Origin of the sequence: Nitratidesulfovibrio sp. 1201_IL3209 (assembly GCF_036763125.1) — a bacterium.
Lineage (GTDB): Bacteria > Desulfobacterota > Desulfovibrionia > Desulfovibrionales > Desulfovibrionaceae > Cupidesulfovibrio.
Genome location: NZ_JBAIYT010000010.1, coordinates 73,900 through 92,440, shown reverse-complemented (window position 1 = coordinate 92,440; position 18,541 = coordinate 73,900). Strand labels below are relative to the sequence as shown.

Here is an 18,541-nt window from a genome sequence, read left to right as displayed (position 1 = left end):
ACAGGAACGGACAGACAGGAAGAACGGCCGACAACGGGCCGACGGAACAACGGAACAAGGGAACAACGGAACAACGGAACAAGGGGGGGATGGACCGCGCGCCGCGCGTGCACGCCGGTGCGCGGCATGGTGCAGACCAAGGTGCGAACCAAGGTGCCAAAAGGACATCCCGCATGCGCATACTCATCGTCGACGACAACCTGCCGAGCCTCCAGAGCCTCAGCCTCGTCCTGCACGACCTGGGCCACGAACCCACGCCCTTCGAAGACCCGCTGGCCGCGCTGGCCGAAGCCCGCACCACCTGGTTTCCGCTGATCATCACCGACATCCGCATGCCCGGCATGGACGGGCTGACGCTGCTCTCGCACCTCAAGGAGGATTCCTCCACCGCCGAGGCGGACGTGGTGCTCATCACCGGCCACGGCGACATGGAAACCGCCGTGGAGGCGTTGCGGCGCGGGGCCTACGACTACCTGAACAAGCCCATCAACGCCCGCGAACTGGCGGCGGTGGTGGAGCGCTGCGCGGAACATCAGGCCCTGCTGATGGAAAACCGCGAACTGCGCGAACACCTCGACGAGGCCGTGGAACAGCGGGCCGACGCCCTGCGCCGCGAACTGGAATCGGCCCGCACCCGGTTGCGCCAGGTGACCGGCATCGGAGAGGTGGTGGCGGCCTCGTCCGCCATGTCCACGCTGCTGGACGAGACGCGGGTGTTCCACGCCGAGCCGTCCGTGCCCGTGCTCATCGAGGGCGAAACGGGTACCGGCAAGGAAGTGGTGGCCCGGCTCATCCACTACGGCGAATCGGGCAACGACGCCCCGTTCATCGCCCTGAACTGCGCGGCCATTCCCCACGAACTGTTCGAGGCGGAACTGTTCGGGCACGAGCCGGGGGCCTACACCGGCAGCCGCGCCGGGGGCGCCCCCGGCAAGCTGGAACTGGCGGCCAGCGGCACCCTGTTCCTGGACGAAGTGGCGGAAATGCCCCTGACGCTCCAGCCCAAGCTGCTGCGGGTGCTGGAAGAGCGCTGCTTCTACCGCCTGGGCGGGGTGAAGCGGCGCGAATTCCGGGCCAGGGTGATCTGCGCGGGCAACCGTGACCTTGCGACCATGGTGGAGGCCGGGCAGTTCCGGCGCGACCTGTACCACCGGCTGCGGGTGGGGCACCTGCGCATTCCCCCGCTGCGCGAGCGGCCGGAGGACATCCCCGTGCTGGCCGGGCTGTTCCTGCAACGCGAGGCGGTGCGCAAGAAGAAGCGCTTCACCGCGCTTTCGCCCGACGCCCTGCGCCTGCTGGGCCGCCATCCGTGGACCGGCAACGTGCGCGAACTGGAAAACGCCGTGGAGCGCGCCGTGCTGCTGCACGACGGACCCGCGCTCACCGCCCGGCACCTGGGCTTTCTGGACGAGGACGGCGCGGGCGAGTCGCCGCTGGCCGTGCGGCGCGACGACGGGCGTTCCGGCACGTGGCGGCTGGACCCGGACAACCTGACCCTGCCCGACGCCCCCTTCGACGTGGAGGCGTTGGTGGACGCCCTGGTGCGCAAGGCCGTGGAGCGCTTCGGCGGCAACAAGAGCCGCGCGGCGGCGCACCTGGGCATCTCGCGGTTCGCCCTGCACCGGCGGCTTGCCAAGTAGCGGGTGCGTGGACCACCGGCGCGGAAGACCCTACCTTTGGCATGGGTGTTCCAATGATATGTGCGGGAACGCCCTACCGTGCGCAATCGCACGTGCGATTGCGCACGGTAGGGCGCGGAAAAAGGGTGCCCGCCCGGTCGCGGAATTCTGTTGCGTTATATTTATGTGTATTTATTGAAAATGCGTCGCAGATAGTGCCCGCTCATATTGTGGCACGCGGATTGCTAAATAAAGATGACGACTGCGGGACACTAGCCGTATCGGCGGTCCCCCCCCCCGACCCCCGCAGTCGAACACAGGCTCTGATGTGCCGGGCCCAGGCGGATATCCCCCCCCATCCGCCCGAGGTTCCGGGGTGTTACCTCAGATCCCCCCTTTCGGAAGCCTTCTGTACGGACATCCCCCCCGTCCCGCAGAAGGCTTTCGACTTTTCCGGCATGCGGCGGGTGGGCGCCTAGCGGTTCGCGCCCCGCCACGTCCCGTTTCCTGTCCCCGCCGGGCCGTCCGCCCTCCCCGCGCCCGATTCCCCCTTGCCTCGCACGGGCGGCGGATGTAGCATCCGGCCCGAATCCTCAGGGCGGGGTGAAAGTCCCCACCGGCGGTATTCCGGCGCGGCCATGCCGTGCCGGAGAGCCCGCGAGCGCCCGCTCCGTCGTGGAGCGGGGTCAGCAGACCCGGTGAGATGCCGGGGCCGACGGTAACAGTCCGGATGAAAGAGGACGCGGCACGCCGCAGGGCCACGTGGGCATCCCACGCACTGGCGCGGCGTTTCGCGTGACGGCATGGCCACCCGTGCGGCGTGCCCGCCGTCACGCCGCGTTTCCACACGCCCTGATTCTGGACCTCCAGCCAAGGAGATGCGCCATGAATCAGTCGTCCCCCACTTCCGTCGCGGCCGGAACCACCGGCCCCCCATTGTCGCCCGTCACGCCCGTGCCGCGGGCCGGGCCTGCCCCGTTGCCGCTCCTGTCGCGTCCGGCCACGGTGGAGCAGGCCCCGGTAAAGCAGGCTCTGGTGAAGCAGGCCCTGAACGCCCTGCGCGCGGGGCGCGGCCGTACCGGCAACTCCAGGGGGGTGGACATGGTGTAGCGGACCGGCGTGCCCCGGCATCCCCGCCCCAGCGGGCCATGGCGACTGCGACGCCGGGTCCGTGAAAAAACCGGAAGAAGGGGCAGGGAAGAGGGCTTCGGCCACCGGAACGGCCCGCCCGGCGACTGCGACGCCCGGCGGGAACCCCGGAGGCGGGTGAAGCCCATCCGCCGGACGGCACGGCGGGATGATGAAAACGGCGCGGCGGGGGCGACCCTGCCGCGCCTTCGTCATCATGGGGGCCGTGCGCATGCGCAGGTCGCACGCGGCGATGCGCGACGTGCGGCCGCCCGGTGGGGTCCGCCCCTTCAACTCCCGCCCTTGCCGTTGCCCATGCCGTTGCCCATGCCGCTGCCGGGCGCGGGGACGTCGTCGGCGTCACCGTCCATGCCGCCGTGAAGCATTTCGGGCAAGGCGGGTCCCCGCCCGCCGTTACCGTCCCCGTGCACGCCATTCGCACCATCCGCGTCGTCCGCACCGTCCGGCTCAGTATCGGGCTCAGCATCGAGCGCCGCGTCGAACCAGTCGGGCAGGGTGGTGTCGTGGTAGGCGCGCAGGGTCATGTTGGCCGGGCTGGCGGCCATGTCCCCGGCCAGCCGGGCCAGGGTGGCGTTGATGAATTCGAAGGCCGTGGCCACCCGTTCCTCGCCTTCGCCCGGGGTGCGCCCGGCCAGGGCCAGCAGCACGTCGGCGATGCGCAGACGGTCCGGCGGCGCGCCCAGCACCCAGGCCGGGGCATCCTCGCACACCCGCACCACCATGCCCTCGCGGGCCAGGCGGTCCAGCACGTCGTCCAGCACGTGGTCCGGGGCGTCCAGCAGGGCGGCCATGCGGTGGCCGGGCACCGCGCCCGTGCCGCGCGTGAAGGCCCGGGTAAGCAGCAGCATGGCCAGCACGGCCAGCCGGTCGCGTTCCAGGCGGCTCACCCGTCCGGCGCGGAGGTGCTTTTCGAAGGTGGGCGCGTTCTGCACCGCGTGGCACACCTCCACGCCGAACAGCACCACCGCCCACGAGACATACAGCCACATCAGGAACAGCGGAACCTGCGCGAAGCTGCCGTAGATCAGCCCGTAGCTGGCGAAGCGGGCTTGCCAGACCATGTACGCGTATTCCGCGCCCTGCCAGGCCATGGCCCCCAGCAGCGCCCCGGCCATGGCCGCGCGGGGCCGTACCTTGGTGTTGGGAATGTACGAGTACAGGAACAGCAGCACCACGAAGACCATGAACAACGGCAGCAGCTTGAGCAGCAGCAGGTAGGCCTCGCCCACCGGGGCCACCGCCAGCAGCCGCCCCACCACCTTGCCGCTGCGCAGGCTGGCGCCCAGGGTGACGGCGGAGCCCATCAGCAGCGGGCAGACCAGCATCACCGAAAAGAAGTCGGTGAACTTGCGCCACGCGCTGCGGCCCTGGCGCACCTTCCAGATGGCGTTGAACGAGCGCTCGATGTTGGCCATGAGCATGCCCGTGGTCACCAGCAGGAAGGCGGCGCTCACCGCGCCCATGCGGCCCGCGCTGGTGCGCTCCACGTATTCCAGGATGCGCGCCACCGTGTCCTGGTTGCCCGCCGCCAGCCGCAGCAGGAACATCTGCGTGACCTCGGCGTTCTGCACGCCCAGCCCCTTGGTGATGGAAAACACCACGGCCAGGAAGGGCACCATGGACAGCACGAAGGTCATGGTCAGGGCGGAGGCGCGCAGCAGGCACTGGTCGTCCACGAAGCCCAGCGCCGCCAGAAAGGCGCGCCGGACCAGCCAGATCAGGCCGCGCCGGGCGGGGGGGCCTGTCTCGGCGCGTTCCTGCCACACGTCGCGGGTCACGTAGCGGCGCACGCGTTTGGCGCGCTCGCGCAGGGTGGTTCCGTGCATCCGGCCTCCACGGGTTGAGAGGGACGAGGCGGAAGGCGAGCCGGGCGGGGCCGCATCAGCCCCTTGCCATGGACCGGGACAGTTCGTACCATGGCCCCATGCAAGCGTACCAGACCGGGACCGATGCAGGCAATCACGTGCCGCAGGAGCGGCGCGCGCTCTCCTTGCCCCCCGCACCCCTTGCGCCGGAAAGGCGGAACATGCCGGAATTTCTGGGGCAGAACGCCTCCGGCCCGGAGACCTCCGCCCCTGGCAGCGGTTTCCGCCGCGCGGCCGCGTGGCGCGCGCTGGCGTCCGCCGCGCTGTGCGCCCTGCTGCTGACGGGGTGCAGCGGCACCCGGCAGGCGGCGGCGCCCGAAGCCTCGGTCACGCCTCCGTCCCCCGGCGAGGTGAAGCTGGACGCCGTCCGGGCGGCCGACAGCCATGCACCCGGCTCACCCGGCTCGTCCGGTTCGCCCGCCGCCTGCTGGAGCCCCCTGCTGGGGCGGCTGGCGGCCGACGGCGTGTCCGGCGGGCGCATCGACGCGCTGTTCGCCCAACTGGGCGATGCGGTTTCGCCCGACCCCATGGGCCGCAAGGTCAAGGAACTGTACACCACCAAGTTCCTGCGCCCCGAGCCGCAACCGGTCCCCCCCGGCCAGAAGCCCAAGCCCCCGCGCCCACCCATGTACCCCGGCGTGGTCACCGAGGAGAACGCGGCCAAATGCCGCGCCTTCCTGACCGGGAACGCGCGCTGGTTCTCGCTGGCGGAATCGCGCTACGGCGTGCCGCGCGAGGTGGCCGTGTCGCTGCTGTTCGTGGAGACGCGCCTGGGCACCGCGCTGGGCAAGGGCAACGCCTTCCGCAACCTGGCCGCCATGGCCGCCTCCGACAGCCCGGACATGGTGCCCGGCTACATCGCCGCGCTGCCCGGCGCGGACGGCAACCTGGACTGGATTTCCCTGCGCATGCGCCAGAAGTCGGACTGGGCCTACGAGGAACTGAAGGCCCTCATCCGCCACGCCGACGCGCTGGACCAGGATCCGCTGGCCATGCCCGGCTCCATCTACGGGGCCGTGGGCATCTGCCAGTTCATGCCCTCCAATATCCCGGCCTACGGGGTGGACGGCGACGGCGATGGCCGGGTGGACCTGTTCTCGGTGGGCGACGCGGTGTTCAGCCTGTCCAACTACCTGGACAGGCACGGCTGGCGGCCCGGCATGCGGCGCGACGCGCGCTACAACGTGCTGAAGCGCTACAACAACAGCGCGGCCTACGCCAACACCATCCTGGCCCTGGCGGACAAGGTGGCGGGCAGGCCCGCGCAGTCCGTCCAGCCCGCCAAACCCGCTCCGGCCAAGCCGGCGGCGCAGGCCAAGCCCGCCAAAGCCGCCGCCACGGCCTCGACCACGCGGTAGCCTTGCCCGGCGACGCCGCATGCGCCGCCATCCCCCCGTTATTGCACGGCGCTTGCCGCGAACCGGCAGAGTAATAATGGTGGGCCGATTTTCCCGGAGTTAGCTTCTGGCATCGCCGCCCAAGGAGGCCCGATGTCCGTCGCCCCACCCCCCGAATCCCCGCGTCACGGCCCACCGTCTCCGCCCGCGCCCGTGGAGCCGGACATGGCGCCCGATACTGCGCCCAACTCTCTGCCGGGTTCCCTGCCCGGCTCCCCGCCGGACACCGTGGGCGGGACCATGCCCCCCGCCATCGCCCCCGAATCCCCCGCATCCTTCGTGTCGCCGCGCGGCATGCTGCCGGCCCTGGTCCTGCCCCTGGCCGCCCTGGCCCTGCAATGGGCGCTGTGGGACTACATCCGGCCCTATGTGTGGTTCCTGTTCTATCCCGCCGTATTCCTCGCCTCGTGGGCGGGGGGGATGGTGGGGGGCATCGTCGCCACCCTGTTTTCGGCGGTGCTGGCGCTGTTCTTCTTCGTTTCGCCCAGCCTGTCCTTCATCGTGGACGATTCGACGAGCCTGCTCACCATGGGGATGTTCCTGGTCATGGGGATGCTGTTCAGCCTGGGCCACCAGCGGCTGCGCGACGCCGCCCACCGCGCCGCCGGGAACCTGGAGCGGCAGCGGGCCACTCTCGCCGAGGCGGACGCGACCAGCGCGCGGCTGCGCAAGGCCAACGCCGAACTGGTGGCCCGGTGCGAGCGGGCGCATGAACTGGATGCCTTGAAGACCCGCTTCTTCGCCAACATCAGCCACGAGTTGCGCACCCCCCTGACCCTGCTGCTGGGGCCGCTGGAACGGCTGCTGGCCGAAACGCCGGAGGACGACGAGCGCCGCCGCGCGCTGGGCACCATGCTGCGCAACGCCCGGTTGCTGCACCTGCACGTGGACGACATGCTGGACCTTTCGCGCGTGGACGCCGGGGCCATGCAACCGCGCCATGCCGAGGCGGACCTGTCCGCACTGACGCGCGCCACCTGCGCCTATTTCGACACCCTGGCGGCCCAGCGGGGCATGCGTTACGGGGTGCAGGCGCCCCTGCGGCTGGAGGCGCAGGTGGACACGGACAAGTATCGCCGCATCCTGCTCAACCTGCTGTCCAATGCCTTCAAGTTCACCCCGGACGGGGGCAGCGTGTCCGTGACCCTGGAACGCCGGGACGGCGACGCGCTGCTTTCGGTGAGCGACGATGGACCCGGCGTGCCCTCGGACCTGCGCGGCGAGGTATTCGAACGCTACCGCCAGAGCGGCGAGGGGGCGCGGGGGCTGCATGGCGGCAGCGGTCTGGGCCTGGCCATCGTCAAGGAGTTCGCCGAACTGCACGGCGGCTCCGCCAGCGTGGAACAGGGGGCGGAGGGCGGGGCGCTGTTCCAGGTGCGGCTGCCCCTGGCCGCCCCGCCCGGCGTGGAGGTGGCTCCCGCGGAGCCCGCCGGGCCGGGACGCTTCGCGGCCAATTGGGCCAGTCCGGCCAGTCCGGCCGATCCGGCCGATCCGGCCGATCCGGCCCGGCAGGCCCGGTATCCAGCACCGGGACCGGGACCGGCCGGGACGGCGGACAAGGGCGACGGGCTGGTCCTGGTGGTGGAAGACAACCGCGACATGAGCGCCCACATCGTGGACATCCTGCGGCCGCACCACCCGGTGGCCGTGGCCTTCGACGGCGAGGAGGGGTTGCGCAGGGCGCTGGACCTGCGGCCCGACCTCATCGTGTGCGACGTGATGATGCCCCGCGTGGACGGGCAGCGCATGGTGGAACAACTACGCCGCTACCCCGGCATGGCCGACGTGCCGGTGCTGATGCTCACCGCCAAGGCCGACGACGACCTGCGGGCGCACCTGCTGCACGGCGCCGTGCAGGGGTACATCCGGAAGCCCTTCACGGCGGCGGAACTGCTGGCCAGCGTGCACGCCGAACTGCGCGACCGGGCCCGGCACAAGGCCGAACTGGACGAGAGCGAGACGCGTTTCCGCGCCACCTTCGAGCAGGCGGCCGTGGGCCTGGCCCTGGTGGCCCCGGACGGCAGTTGGCTGCGCGCCAACGGCAAGCTGTGCTCCATCGTGGGCTATTCGCCCGAAGAACTGGCGGAACTGCGCTTCCAGGACATCACCCACCCGGAGCATCTCGACACCGACCTTGTCCAGATGCGCCGGGTGCTGGCCGGAGAGATCGACAACTACACCCTGGAAAAGCAGTACCTGCGCAAGGGCGGCGAGCCGGTGTGGGTGAACCTGACCGTGGCCTTGGTGCGCAAGGCCGACGGAGCGCCCGACTATTTCATCGCGGTGGTGGAGGACATCCAGCGGCGCAAGACCTTCGAACAGCGGCTGGCCGAGAGCGAGACGCGCTTCCGGCAGGTGGTGGAGCACGCGCCGGAGGCCATCTTCCTGCAGAAGGAACAACGGTTCGCCTACGCCAACCCCGCCGCGCGCGCCCTGTTCGGGGTGGACGATCCCAAGGAGATCATGGGGCGCGGCGTGCTGGGCTTCATCCATCCCGACGACCGGGACATGATGGCCGAGAGCATCCGCGTGCTGAACGAGGACCGGCGCAGCGTGGCGCAGGGGCACGTGCGCATCCTGCGCAGGGACGGGGCCATCGTGGATGCCGAAACGTCGGCCGTGCCCTTCCGGATGGGCGCGCGCGACGGCGCGCTGGTCTTCGTGCGCGATATCGGCGAACGGCTGCGGGCGGAACGCGAGATACGCGACATGGCCCGCTTCCCCGGCGAGAACCCCAATCCGGTCATGCGGGTGAACCCGGAACTGGTGCTGCTGCACGCCAACAAATCCAGTTCCCCCTTCCTCGAGAGCTTCGGCGCGCGGGTGGGCGATCCCTTCCCCGCCCGGTTCGCCGGACCGGTGGCCGAGGCCTTGCGCACGTGGACCGTGCAGACCTTCGAGGCCGAATGCGGCGGGCGCAGCTACGCCATGACCGTGAATCCCATCGCCGACGGCGGCTACGCCAACATCTACGGCATGGACATCACCGAACGGAAGAACGCCGAGCGCGACCTGATCCAGGCGCGCGAGACGGCGGAAACCGCCACCAGGGCCAAGAGCGCCTTCCTGGCCAACATGAGCCACGAACTGCGCACCCCCATGAACGGGGTGCTGGGCATGCTGCAACTGCTGGACGCCACCCCCCTGGACCCGGAACAGCGCGGCTACGTGCAGGTGGCCCACGCGGCGGGCAGCAACCTGACGCGCCTGCTGGGCGACCTGCTGGACCTGGCCAGGGTGGAATCGGGGCGGCTGACCATCCGCGAGGAGCCGTTCGATTTCGCGGCGCTGGCGCGCGAGGTGCAGGCCGTGCTGCGGCCCGAGGCGGAGCGCAGGGACATCGTGCTGGAGGCCACGGCGGACGGCGTGCCGCCCGGCCTGCTGGGCGATCCGGTACGCATCCGCCAGATGCTGCTGAACATCGTGGGAAACGCGGTGAAGTTCACCGACCGGGGCCACGTGCGGCTGCGGGCCCGGTACGAGACGCCGCGCGGTCCCGGCGGCAAGGGCACGCTGACCGTCGAGGTGGAGGATACCGGCATCGGCATTCCCGAAGGCATGCTAGCCACCATCTTCGAGCCGTTCACCCAGGTGGAGGATGTGGTGTCGCGCAGGCACGGCGGGGCCGGGCTGGGGTTGTCCATCGTGCGGCGCATCGTGGCCCTGATGGACGGCGAGGTCTCCATGTCCAGCACCGAAGGGCGGGGCACCGTGGTGACCCTGCGCCTGCCCGCCGCCGCGACGGACGGGGCCCCCGCGCCGCCGGAGGCCGGAAACGGGCTGGATGCCGCGCCCGCGCGCCACGGCCGCCTGCTGCTGGCCGAGGATGACCACGTGAACCGGCTGACCGTGCTCTGGCTGCTGGACAAGATGGGCTACGAGGCGGTGGCCGTGGGGGACGGCGCGGCGGCCCTGGAAGCCCTGCGGGCGGAACGCTTCGACGCGGTGCTGATGGACGCGCAGATGCCGGTCATGGACGGCCTGCAAGCCACGGCGGCCATCCGCCGGGCCACGGACCTGCCCGGCGGGCCGGACGTCCCGGTCATCGCCCTGACCGCCTATGCCATGGAGGGCGACCGCGAGCGGTTGCTGGCGGCGGGCATGGACGAGTACATCGAGAAGCCGGTGGACGCGCAGGCGCTGCGCCGGGTGCTGGCCCGGCTCGTGGGCGCGCCGGTCGGAGAAGTCGGGCCGGTTCGAGAGGACGGGCCAGTCGAAGAGGACGGGGCGGCCTGATCCCAAAAGGACCCCAAAAGGACCGCAAAAAGGCGGCAAAAGCCCGGGGAAGCGGCGCCGGACGGCCTACATGGCCCGGCGCAGGCGCCGTTCCACGCGGCGCGCCGCCAGCGAGCAGGAAAAGGTCAGCACCAGGTACAGGGCCGCCACCGTGAGCCAGATCTCGAAGGTCAGGTAGGTGGCGGCCATCAGTTCCATGCCCTGGAAGGTCAGTTCGCGGATGGAGATCACCGACAGGATGGCCGAATCCTTGATGGTGGAGATGAACTGCCCGGCCAGCGGCGGGACGATGAGCCGGAAGGCCTGCGGCAGGATGACATGGCGCAGTTGCTGCCGCCGGGTCAGCCCCGTGGAGGCCGACGCCTCCCACTGGCCGCGTCCCACGCCCTCCAGCCCGGCGCGCACGATTTCGGTGATGTAGGCCCCTTCGTACAGCCCAAGGACCACCACCCCGGAAAGGAACACCGGCAACTGCTCCGGCGGGGCCAGCAGCACGGCCGAGGCCTTGGCCAGCCACGCCGGAAGGGCCGGGGGCAGCAGGACGGCCGCGCCATCGGCCACGGGGGCGAACAGCCCGGCCAGCAGCGGGGCGAACTGCGAACTCACGAAGAAGTGGAAGATGAACACCAGCACCAGCGGCGGCAGGTTGCGCACCCCCTCCACGTAGGTGCGCGCCACCATGCGCCGGAACAGGCGTGGGCTGGCCCGCAAGAGGCCCATGCCGGTGCCGATGCACAGGGCCAGCAGGGTGGACCACAGTCCCAGGCGCACCGTGACCAGCAGCCCCTGGGCCAGCATGCCCGGCACCCAGCCCCGGTCCGCGTCATGCCGGATCAGGTACTGCCCCACCACCTCCCAGTTCCAGGCGTAGTCCATGCGCCCGGCCCCGTTCCAGAACAGCCACGCACCGGCGGCCAGCAGCAGGGCCAGCAGGGCCGCGTCCAGCCGCCGCGCCGCCGGAGGCGACAGGAAGTCCTCCACCGCGCCGGGTGTGTCCGGTGCGTCCGGCGAGCCTGGCGCGTCCGGCGCGTCCGGCATATCGGGGCGCCGCACGCCGTCGTACCCGCGCCTGGGGCGCGGGGGAAAGGCCGGGACGTTGTGCTCCGGCGGCAGGGCGGGAAACGGGCGGGGGACCATGGATATCCTGATGGGTTGTCGGTGCCTGCCGGGCGCGCCGCCCCCCGGTGGGAGCCGGCGCGCCCGGAAAAGGGACATGGGCCAAGGCGGAAGGAACGCTACTTCAGTTGCGCTTCCCACTCGTTGGTTTCGAACCAGTAGTGCTTGCGCTCCTTCAGCCAGCCCTCGGCATCCACCAGGCGGATCCAGTTGTCGAACACGTTCAGGGTGTCCACGTCGCCCTTGCGCACGGCAAACCCCACCGGCTCGCTGGTGAAGGTGCCGGGCACGGGCAGGAACAGCTTGTCCGGGTTCTTCAGCGCTTCGAAGGCGGGCAGCGGCGCGCTGGAAACCATGGCATGGGCGCGCCCGGACAGCACTTCCTGGATGGCCGGGGCCTCGTCGTCGAACAGGCGCAGGGTGGCCCTGGGCAGGCGCTTCTTGGCTGCCGCCGCCGCGGTGCTGCCGGTGCGCGCGGCGATGGTCACCTCGGGCTTGTCGAAGTCGTCCAGGCTGGCGAAGCCCCTGGCCGTGGCGCGGCTGGCCATCAGGGCCATGCCCGCGTAATCGTAGGGGATGGTGAAATTCACCTTCAGGTTGCGGTCGGGCTTCACGCTCATGCCGCCGATGATCACGTCGAACTTGCCGGTGAGCAGGGCGGGGATGATGCCCGACCACTTGGTGGGCACGAATTCCACCTTCACGCCCAGGTCTTCGGCCAGGCGGGTGGCCACGTCCACCTCGAAGCCGATGAACTTGCCGGTCTTGTCCTGCATGGCCCACGGCACGAAGGTGGAAAAGCCCACGCGCAGCACGCCGCGGTGCAGAACATCGGCGATGACGCTTTCCTCGGACAGTTTCTGGCGCACGGATGCGTCGGCCGCCAGGGCGGGGGCGTGCGGCGCCAGCAGCGCCGCAAGCGTCAGCAGGGCGGCCAGCAGCAGGGCCGGGCCATGGAGACGGGTGGGGGAAATGGTCGTATGCATGGGTGTGCCTCCGTTGCGTGTTGCCGCCGGTGGTGGCGCGGCGCGCTGGCCGGGCGGCGGAGTGGCCGCGTCCGGGCAGTGACTGTCCGGACGCGTCAGAATTCGTAGCGCAGGCGTCGTTCCAGCAACTGCGCCAGGGCCGAAAGGGCCAGCGTGAGGGCAAGGTACATGCCCGCCACGAGAAACCAGACCTCGAACACCAGGAACGTGTCGGCGGCCACCGCCTGGGCCTGCATGGCCAGATCGTGCAGGGCGATGGTGCTGACCAGGGACGAATCCTTGACCAGGGACACCAGTTGCCCGGTCAGGGGCGGCAGGGCGGTGCGGGCCGCCTGGGGCAGCACCACCTCCATATAGGTTCCGGGCACGTCCATGCCAAGGCTGCGCGAGGCTTCCCACTGCCCCGTGGGCACGGACAGGATGCCCGCGCGCAGGATTTCGGCGATGTACGCCCCCTCGAACAGCGAAAGGGCCAGCACCCCGGCCGCGAAGCGGCCCACGCCCAGCACCGGGGCCAGCACGAAGTAGACCACGAACAGCTGGATGAGCAGCGGGGTGTTGCGCACCGTTTCCACGTAGCCCACGGCCAGCGCACGGCCCACGCGCGAGCCGGACTGGCGCAGCAGCGCGGCCAGCAGGCCCGCCAGCAGCGCCAGGGCCAGGCTTGCCGCCACCACCTGCAACGTCACGCCCAGGCCGTCCAGCAGCGGCCCGGCGCGCAGCCCGCCGTCGTCCGTCACCGTGAACAGGTGCCGCCACAGCCGGCGCCATTGCCAGTCGTAGCCCGACGCGGCGGTGCCGCGCAGGGTGATCCACACCAGCGCCCCCATGACGCAGCAGTATTGGGCCACGTCGCGGGCCACGTGCAGCAGGGCGTGCCCAGCGGGGGGGACAGGCGGCGCGTCCGGTGGTGTGTCCGGCGGTGTGTCTGGCCGGGCGTCCCGCCGGACGTCTCTCTGGACGTCTCTGCGTACATCGGGGGGGACGTCCGGGAGGACATTCGGGAGGGCCTCCGCCGGAGAGCCGGGCGCGGTGCGGGCGGTGCGGTGCGCCGCAGCGGGGAGCGGGGCCGGGCGGTCACGGCCGTGTCGGGAATTTTCCATTCTGTGGCGCAGCATACGCCGCAACACGCCCCCTGCCAAGGTGTACGGCGCGGAGGGGATGGCTGCGGGCGCGAAAAAAGGCGGGACAGGTTGCCCTGTCCCGCCCGTTCATGCGGTGTCTGCGCGGCCTTTGGGGCCCCTGGGAACAGACGCTACTTGTTCAGCTTCACTTCCTGCGGGAACACCGGCAGGTAGCGGTACGACAGGCTGAGGATCAGGGCCGCGTAGGCCATGATCATGGCGCTGGCGCCCCATTCCGCCCAGTTGGGGGCGTAGGTTTCCCAGCTGTCGAAGGGCATCACCGGTGCGGCCAGGGCCTGCACGGTCATGACGTAGCGGTTGATGGTCACGCCGATGCAGTCAAGGATGGCCGCGGTGTAGAACAGCGTGCGGTTGTTGCGCAGCGAGGGCGTGATCAGGATGATGGCGGGCAGCACGCCGCAGGCGAACAGTTCCGCCCACAGCAGCCACTTGCCGTAGATCCAGCCGTAAAACAGCTGGTCGAAGGTCAGGCCGGAGCGGGGCAGGATGTCGTTGGCCCAGGCCCAGGTGTCGGCCAGCTTGAAGACCATGTACACGGTCAGCATGGTGCCGGCGATCTTGCCCATCAGGCTCTTGATCTCCCAGGTGACCAGCCGCTTGCCGGACATCTTTTCCATGATGGTGCACACGAGCACGGTGAACACCGGCCCGGAGCCCACGGCGGAGAGGACGTACAGGAAGAACGTCCAGGGCCAGATGAAGAAGCCGTCGCGCGCGATGTACGGGCGGGCGAAGAGCACGCCGTACATGCCGCCCAGCGACCCCTGGTGGAACGTGGACAGGAAGGCGCCGATGCCCGCGAACAGCGGCATCATCAGGTGGAAGTTGTGGGCGATGGCGTGCACCAGCTTGTTGCGGTTCAGCTGCTTCTGCTCAAGGATCAGCGGCACGTACTCGATGACCAGCACGAGGCAGTAGCAGGTGATGCAGAAGATCACTTCCGTCAGCATGGAGTGCACGTTGGCGTGCCAGTAGCCGAACCAGGCGCGCAGCGGCTGGCCGATGTCGAGCACCAGGACGAGCATGGCGCCCGAGTAGCACAGGAAGCCCACGATGACCGTGAGGTTGATGATGTTCTTCAGCGGGTCGATGTTCAGGATGTAGCGCAGAAGGCCCGTGAAGAACGCGCCCGCGCCCAGGGCGATGACCGCGAGGTCGAAGGTGATCCACAGCCCGAACCCGAAGTAGTCGTCGAGGCCGGTGACGCCGAGGCCCTCGGACAGCACGCGGAAGGCGGCGTACAGGCCCCATCCGAACACGGCCATGACGGCCGCGATCCAGACGAGGAACTTGGACAGCGAGCAGCGCGTGCAGCCTTCGGGGAACAGCGCCGCGTCGATGGGAAGGTCGTAGTTCTTATCCATGGCCGCCCCCTACCCTTTGACCTTTTCGTTTTCGAGATAGTTGTCGCCAAGACGGCGCACCCACTCGCGGCGGCTGACGTAGTAGACCTGGGGGTCGGTGCCCAGGCGTTCCAGCAGCCGGAAGGCGTACTTGCTCTTCACGAGTTCGTGCACCTTGTGCGCGGGGTTGTTCACGTCGCCGAACACGATGGCCCCGTTGGGGCAGGCCTCGGTGCACGAGGTGATGTAGTCGCCGTCGTTGAGGGCGTTGGGATCACGGCCCTCCACGCGGGCCTTGTCCTTGGCCTGCATGAAGCGATGGTGGCAGAACGAGCACTTTTCCACCACGCCGCGCGGACGCACCGACACGTCGGGGGTCAGGGTCTTGTCCATGCCTTCGGGCCAGATCGGATCGAACCAGTTGAAGTACCGGGCATGGTAGGGACACGAGGCCATGCAGTACCGGCAGCCGATGCACCGGGGGTAGATCTGGCTGACGATGCCGCCTTCCTCGTTCTTTTCGGTGGCGATGACCGGGCACACCGACACGCACGAGGGCTTGCCGCACTGCATGCAGGGGCGGGGCAGGTAGGCCACTTCATGCTCGGGGAAGGGCTTGCCGTTGGTCAGTTCGTATACGACCAGCCAGTTCAGCGACTTCAGCTTGTTGCTGGCGTCCGGCTGGGGGGCGATGTTGTTCTCGGCCTGGCAGGCGACCATGCACGCGCCGCAACCCGTACATTTGTCCAGGTCGATGGCCATTCCCCACTTGATCTTGAATTCCTTGAATGAGGACATGACGTACGTTCCTTATGCTTTGGCGATGTTTACGCCGGCGCTGGTCCAGACCGAAAGGCCCGTGCCGGGTTCCGCACCAGCTGCGAGCAGGCGCATGACGTTTTCGCCCTTGCCCTTGCTGAACTCGTCGAAGGCGGTGTGCCCGTGCCCGGCAGGCACGGCGACCGTGTCGTTCATGACGCCTTCGAACACGTTCACCCGCACCGTGAACTTGCCGGCGGGGTTGGAGAGCTCGATGCGGTCGTGCTTGCGCAGGCCCAGCTTGGCGGCCGTGGCCCCGTTCATCATCACGTAGAGTTCCTTGCCCTGGATTTCCCAGCGCCGGACGGTCTTGGTGTTGAAGGGCGGGGTGGCGGTCATGCTGGTGCCCACGTTCAGCTTGGCGACCGGGGCGAGGGCGACGGGGAAGGCCGGGGCCTTCACGTCGATGGCCTTGGAGAGTACGTCGGGGCGCAGGGCGATGCCGTTGACCGGCAACACCGCGCCGCTCACGTGCGCGTTGGTGGCCGAAGGCTCGGTGAAGCTCGCGCCGCGGGCTTCGGCCTTGGCTTTCAGGGCATCCGCGAAGGCGGCCACGCCAAGGTCGGCGCCCAGCTTCTTCGCGATGCCGATGACCACGTCGCCGGCGGGGCGGGCGTCCACCAGGGGCGCCAGCGCGGGCACGGCAAGGGCGTAGACCACCTGGCCGCAGCCGTAGGGGGTGTCCACGTCGTCGAAGCGTTCGAGGCCCATGGGCACCGGCAGCACGAGGTCGCAGGCCATGGCCGTTTCATCGAGGAAGCTGGTGAAGGCCACCTTGAAGGGCACCTTGGCCAGCGTGGCCTTGACGGCGTCGGCCTGGGGCAGCGCGTAGACGGGGTTGGCCTCGTAGAAGACCACCGCCTGCGGGGCCGCGGCCTTGCCGGAGGCCACCTTGCCGAGCCACGCCACCAGGTCGTTCTGCAGCAGGGCCTTGCGGTCCATGGCGGCAGGCACCACCTTGCGGGCGTAGGGCAGGGCGCGGACGCCGCCTTCGCGGTTCATGGAGCCCAGCAGCGAGTTCAGGGCCAGGCCGGCCAGCACGGGGGCCGCGCCGCCGCCCTGTCCGAACTCGGACCCGGCGATGACCAGCGGCCGCTTGGCCTTGGCCAGTTCCTGGGCCACGGCGGCAAGACGCTTGGCGTCCACGCCGGTCTGCGCCGCCACCTGTTCGGGGGTGAACCTGGCGGCCAGGGCCCTGAACTCGGCGAAGTCGGCGGCGGGGCTGGCAGCGCCCGCCTTGATCAGCAGGTTGGCAAGACCCAGCGCCAGCACCGCTTCGGTGCCGGGGCGGATGGCCAGCCACACGTCGGCGGTGGAGGCGGTGTTGTTCTGCACCGGACCCGCATAGGCGAAACGCACGGCCGGGGCTTCGCCATGGGGGCGGCCCACCCGGAAGGCGTGGCGGTTGCGGATGACCGGGCCCCAGGTTTCGAGCACGTTGGCGCCGATGGCGAGCACGTAGTCGCTCTTCTCGATGTCGTAGCCCACCTGGCCTTCGCCGCCCATCAGCTCCCACGCCTTGGCGGCGGGCTGGGCCTCGCCGGGCATCAGGAAGCAGGACTTCGAACCCATCTCGGCGGCCAGCGCCGTGAACAGTTCGTTGATGGTGCCGGTTTCGTCGCCGGAGACGACGGCGAGCTTGTCGCCGCCCTTGGCCTTCTTCAGACCTTCCACCAGCATGGTTTCGGCCTCTTCCCAGGTGATGCCCACGTACGCGCCGTCGGCGGTGCGCTTCAGCGGGCGCTTCATGCGGGAGGGGCTGTACAGCAGTTGCACTTCCGCCGCGGCGATGGACGAAAGCCCGCCGCCGAGGGGGTGATCGTTGTTGGGCAGCACGCGCACCGGGCGGCCGTCCACCAGCCGCACCCGCACGCCCACACCGGACGGGCACAGCTTGCTGACGGTGGGCACGTACGAATTGGCGCCGTCGATGTTACGCGGAATCCACGACCAGTTCTGCGACCAGATGGATACGTCGTCCAGGGTTTTCCAGACGACGGGGGTGGCGAGAATGCCCGCGGTGGCGCCGCCGATGAACTTCAGGAAACCTCTTCTGTCCAGAGCCATAGCACCACCCCTTTACTTGTGGCAGACGAAGCAGGCATTGCTGGAACTCGTCACGCCGTAGTGGTTCTCATTGGCGTGACAGCGTTCGCATTGCCACATCTTCATGGTTTGCTTGCTGTAACCGGTCAGCTTGTTCTCGTAGAGGGTCGGAGCGCTGTCGGAGTTGGCCACGTCGGGGTGGCACTGCGCGCACAGTTCCGATTCCTTGAAGTCGTGACACTGGTTGCAGCCGTCAAGGGAATGGGCGGCATGGCTGAAGAAGACGTTGTCGGGCTGGATCTGGTAGACCAGCCACTTAACTTCCTTGCCGGTTTTCACGTACTCGTTGACGAAGCGGGCTTCCTCGGGGTCGGAACCCATGACGTCGGAATGGCAGTCGGCACAGCTGGCCGTGGAGGGCAGACCCGCGAAGGTCCCGTCCTCACGCAGCACATGACACTGCTTGCATTCCATGCCCGCGTCTTCCATGTGCACCTTGTGGCTGAAGCGTATCGGTTGTTCCTTCTTGCTGTACAACATGTCCGGGAACACCCACCAGCCGAAGATGAGCGACACGACCAGACCCACGAGAAACGGGGTGATGCCGCCGCCGCAGCACTTCCCGCCATCCGTCGCGCAGCCTGAACTGTTTAACTGCCTGTCCTCCATACCCTTCGCCTCATTAGCTGATTTGAGAGATGAATAACGAATGCCCACACTTGCCACGACAACCTTACTAGGCGACAGTTTGAAAGCCTGTCAAGGTGAAATATTTCACGAATCCGCTTCCATTTCGCGCAACTAGGTGAAATCGCAAAGC

General features: G+C 69.2%; 12 protein-coding genes and 1 riboswitch. Of the genes, 4 read left to right on the top strand and 8 right to left on the bottom strand.

Annotated elements, in window-relative coordinates; translation table 11 throughout:
• Window positions 1–173 precede the first annotated feature (173 nt).
• Window positions 174–1,640, top strand: a complete 1,467-nt coding sequence (locus tag V6B97_RS07105) for a sigma-54-dependent transcriptional regulator (RefSeq protein ID WP_333505801.1) — start codon at window positions 174–176, stop codon at window positions 1,638–1,640.
• A 564-nt stretch (window positions 1,641–2,204) separates the two neighbouring features.
• Window positions 2,205–2,365: riboswitch (FMN riboswitch) on the top strand.
• Window positions 2,366–2,504: 139 nt separating this feature from the next.
• Window positions 2,505–2,729 carry a hypothetical protein gene (locus tag V6B97_RS07100; protein WP_333505800.1) on the top strand — a complete coding sequence of 75 codons (225 nt, stop codon included), beginning with the start codon at window positions 2,505–2,507 and terminating at the stop codon, window positions 2,727–2,729.
• A 308-nt stretch (window positions 2,730–3,037) separates the two neighbouring features.
• Here the strand turns inward: V6B97_RS07100 and V6B97_RS07095 are convergent, their stop codons facing one another.
• Complete coding sequence (locus tag V6B97_RS07095) at window positions 3,038–4,594, bottom strand: YihY/virulence factor BrkB family protein (protein ID WP_333505799.1); 1,557 nt, start codon at window positions 4,592–4,594, stop codon at window positions 3,038–3,040.
• 200 nt (window positions 4,595–4,794) lie between these two features.
• Between V6B97_RS07095 and V6B97_RS07090 the strand changes: the two genes are divergently transcribed.
• A complete protein-coding gene (locus V6B97_RS07090; RefSeq protein ID WP_333505798.1) occupies window positions 4,795–5,991 on the top strand; it encodes a lytic murein transglycosylase in 1,197 nt (398 codons plus the stop codon).
• Between the two features lie 204 nt (window positions 5,992–6,195).
• On the top strand, window positions 6,196–10,266 hold the full coding sequence (locus V6B97_RS07085; protein ID WP_333505797.1) for an ATP-binding protein: 4,071 nt from the start codon (window positions 6,196–6,198) through the stop codon (window positions 10,264–10,266).
• 66 nt (window positions 10,267–10,332) lie between these two features.
• Here V6B97_RS07085 and V6B97_RS07080 read toward each other — a convergent pair whose 3' ends face one another.
• The 7 genes from V6B97_RS07080 to qrcA form a co-directional block, all read right to left on the bottom strand.
• A complete protein-coding gene (locus tag V6B97_RS07080; RefSeq protein WP_333505796.1) occupies window positions 10,333–11,403 on the bottom strand; it encodes an amino acid ABC transporter permease in 1,071 nt (356 codons plus the stop codon).
• A 98-nt stretch (window positions 11,404–11,501) separates the two neighbouring features.
• Window positions 11,502–12,368, bottom strand: coding sequence for a transporter substrate-binding domain-containing protein (locus V6B97_RS07075; protein WP_333505795.1), 867 nt, complete (start codon window positions 12,366–12,368; stop codon window positions 11,502–11,504).
• A gap of 95 nt (window positions 12,369–12,463) precedes the next feature.
• Window positions 12,464–13,486 carry an amino acid ABC transporter permease gene (locus tag V6B97_RS07070; RefSeq protein WP_442935471.1) on the bottom strand — a complete coding sequence of 341 codons (1,023 nt, stop codon included), beginning with the start codon at window positions 13,484–13,486 and terminating at the stop codon, window positions 12,464–12,466.
• A 137-nt stretch (window positions 13,487–13,623) separates the two neighbouring features.
• Window positions 13,624–14,877, bottom strand: a complete 1,254-nt coding sequence (gene qrcD / locus V6B97_RS07065) for a menaquinone reductase integral membrane subunit QrcD (protein ID WP_333505793.1) — start codon at window positions 14,875–14,877, stop codon at window positions 13,624–13,626.
• 9 nt (window positions 14,878–14,886) lie between these two features.
• Window positions 14,887–15,654 (bottom strand): menaquinone reductase iron-sulfur cluster-binding subunit QrcC, encoded by a 768-nt coding sequence (gene qrcC / locus V6B97_RS07060; RefSeq protein WP_333505792.1) that lies wholly within the window; start codon window positions 15,652–15,654, stop codon window positions 14,887–14,889.
• 12 nt (window positions 15,655–15,666) lie between these two features.
• On the bottom strand, window positions 15,667–17,742 hold the full coding sequence (gene qrcB / locus V6B97_RS07055) for a menaquinone reductase molybdopterin-binding-like subunit QrcB (protein WP_333505791.1): 2,076 nt from the start codon (window positions 17,740–17,742) through the stop codon (window positions 15,667–15,669).
• Window positions 17,743–17,754: 12 nt separating this feature from the next.
• On the bottom strand, window positions 17,755–18,390 hold the full coding sequence (gene qrcA / locus V6B97_RS07050) for a menaquinone reductase multiheme cytochrome c subunit QrcA (RefSeq protein WP_333505790.1): 636 nt from the start codon (window positions 18,388–18,390) through the stop codon (window positions 17,755–17,757).
• Window positions 18,391–18,541 lie beyond the last annotated feature (151 nt).

Coding starts and splice junctions, on each gene's coding strand:
- qrcA (WP_333505790.1), bottom strand. CDS start 18,390: ATGGAGGACAGGCAGTTAAACAGTTCAGGCTGCGCGACGGATGGCGGG.
- qrcB (WP_333505791.1), bottom strand. CDS start 17,742: ATGGCTCTGGACAGAAGAGGTTTCCTGAAGTTCATCGGCGGCGCCACC.
- V6B97_RS07095 (WP_333505799.1), bottom strand. CDS start 4,594: ATGCACGGAACCACCCTGCGCGAGCGCGCCAAACGCGTGCGCCGCTAC.
- V6B97_RS07075 (WP_333505795.1), bottom strand. CDS start 12,368: ATGCATACGACCATTTCCCCCACCCGTCTCCATGGCCCGGCCCTGCTG.
- V6B97_RS07070 (WP_442935471.1), bottom strand. CDS start 13,486: ATGCTGCGCCACAGAATGGAAAATTCCCGACACGGCCGTGACCGCCCG.
- V6B97_RS07085 (WP_333505797.1), top strand. CDS start 6,196: ATGGCGCCCGATACTGCGCCCAACTCTCTGCCGGGTTCCCTGCCCGGC.
- qrcD (WP_333505793.1), bottom strand. CDS start 14,877: ATGGATAAGAACTACGACCTTCCCATCGACGCGGCGCTGTTCCCCGAA.
- V6B97_RS07090 (WP_333505798.1), top strand. CDS start 4,795: ATGCCGGAATTTCTGGGGCAGAACGCCTCCGGCCCGGAGACCTCCGCC.
- V6B97_RS07100 (WP_333505800.1), top strand. CDS start 2,505: ATGAATCAGTCGTCCCCCACTTCCGTCGCGGCCGGAACCACCGGCCCC.
- V6B97_RS07080 (WP_333505796.1), bottom strand. CDS start 11,403: ATGGTCCCCCGCCCGTTTCCCGCCCTGCCGCCGGAGCACAACGTCCCG.
- qrcC (WP_333505792.1), bottom strand. CDS start 15,654: ATGTCCTCATTCAAGGAATTCAAGATCAAGTGGGGAATGGCCATCGAC.
- V6B97_RS07105 (WP_333505801.1), top strand. CDS start 174: ATGCGCATACTCATCGTCGACGACAACCTGCCGAGCCTCCAGAGCCTC.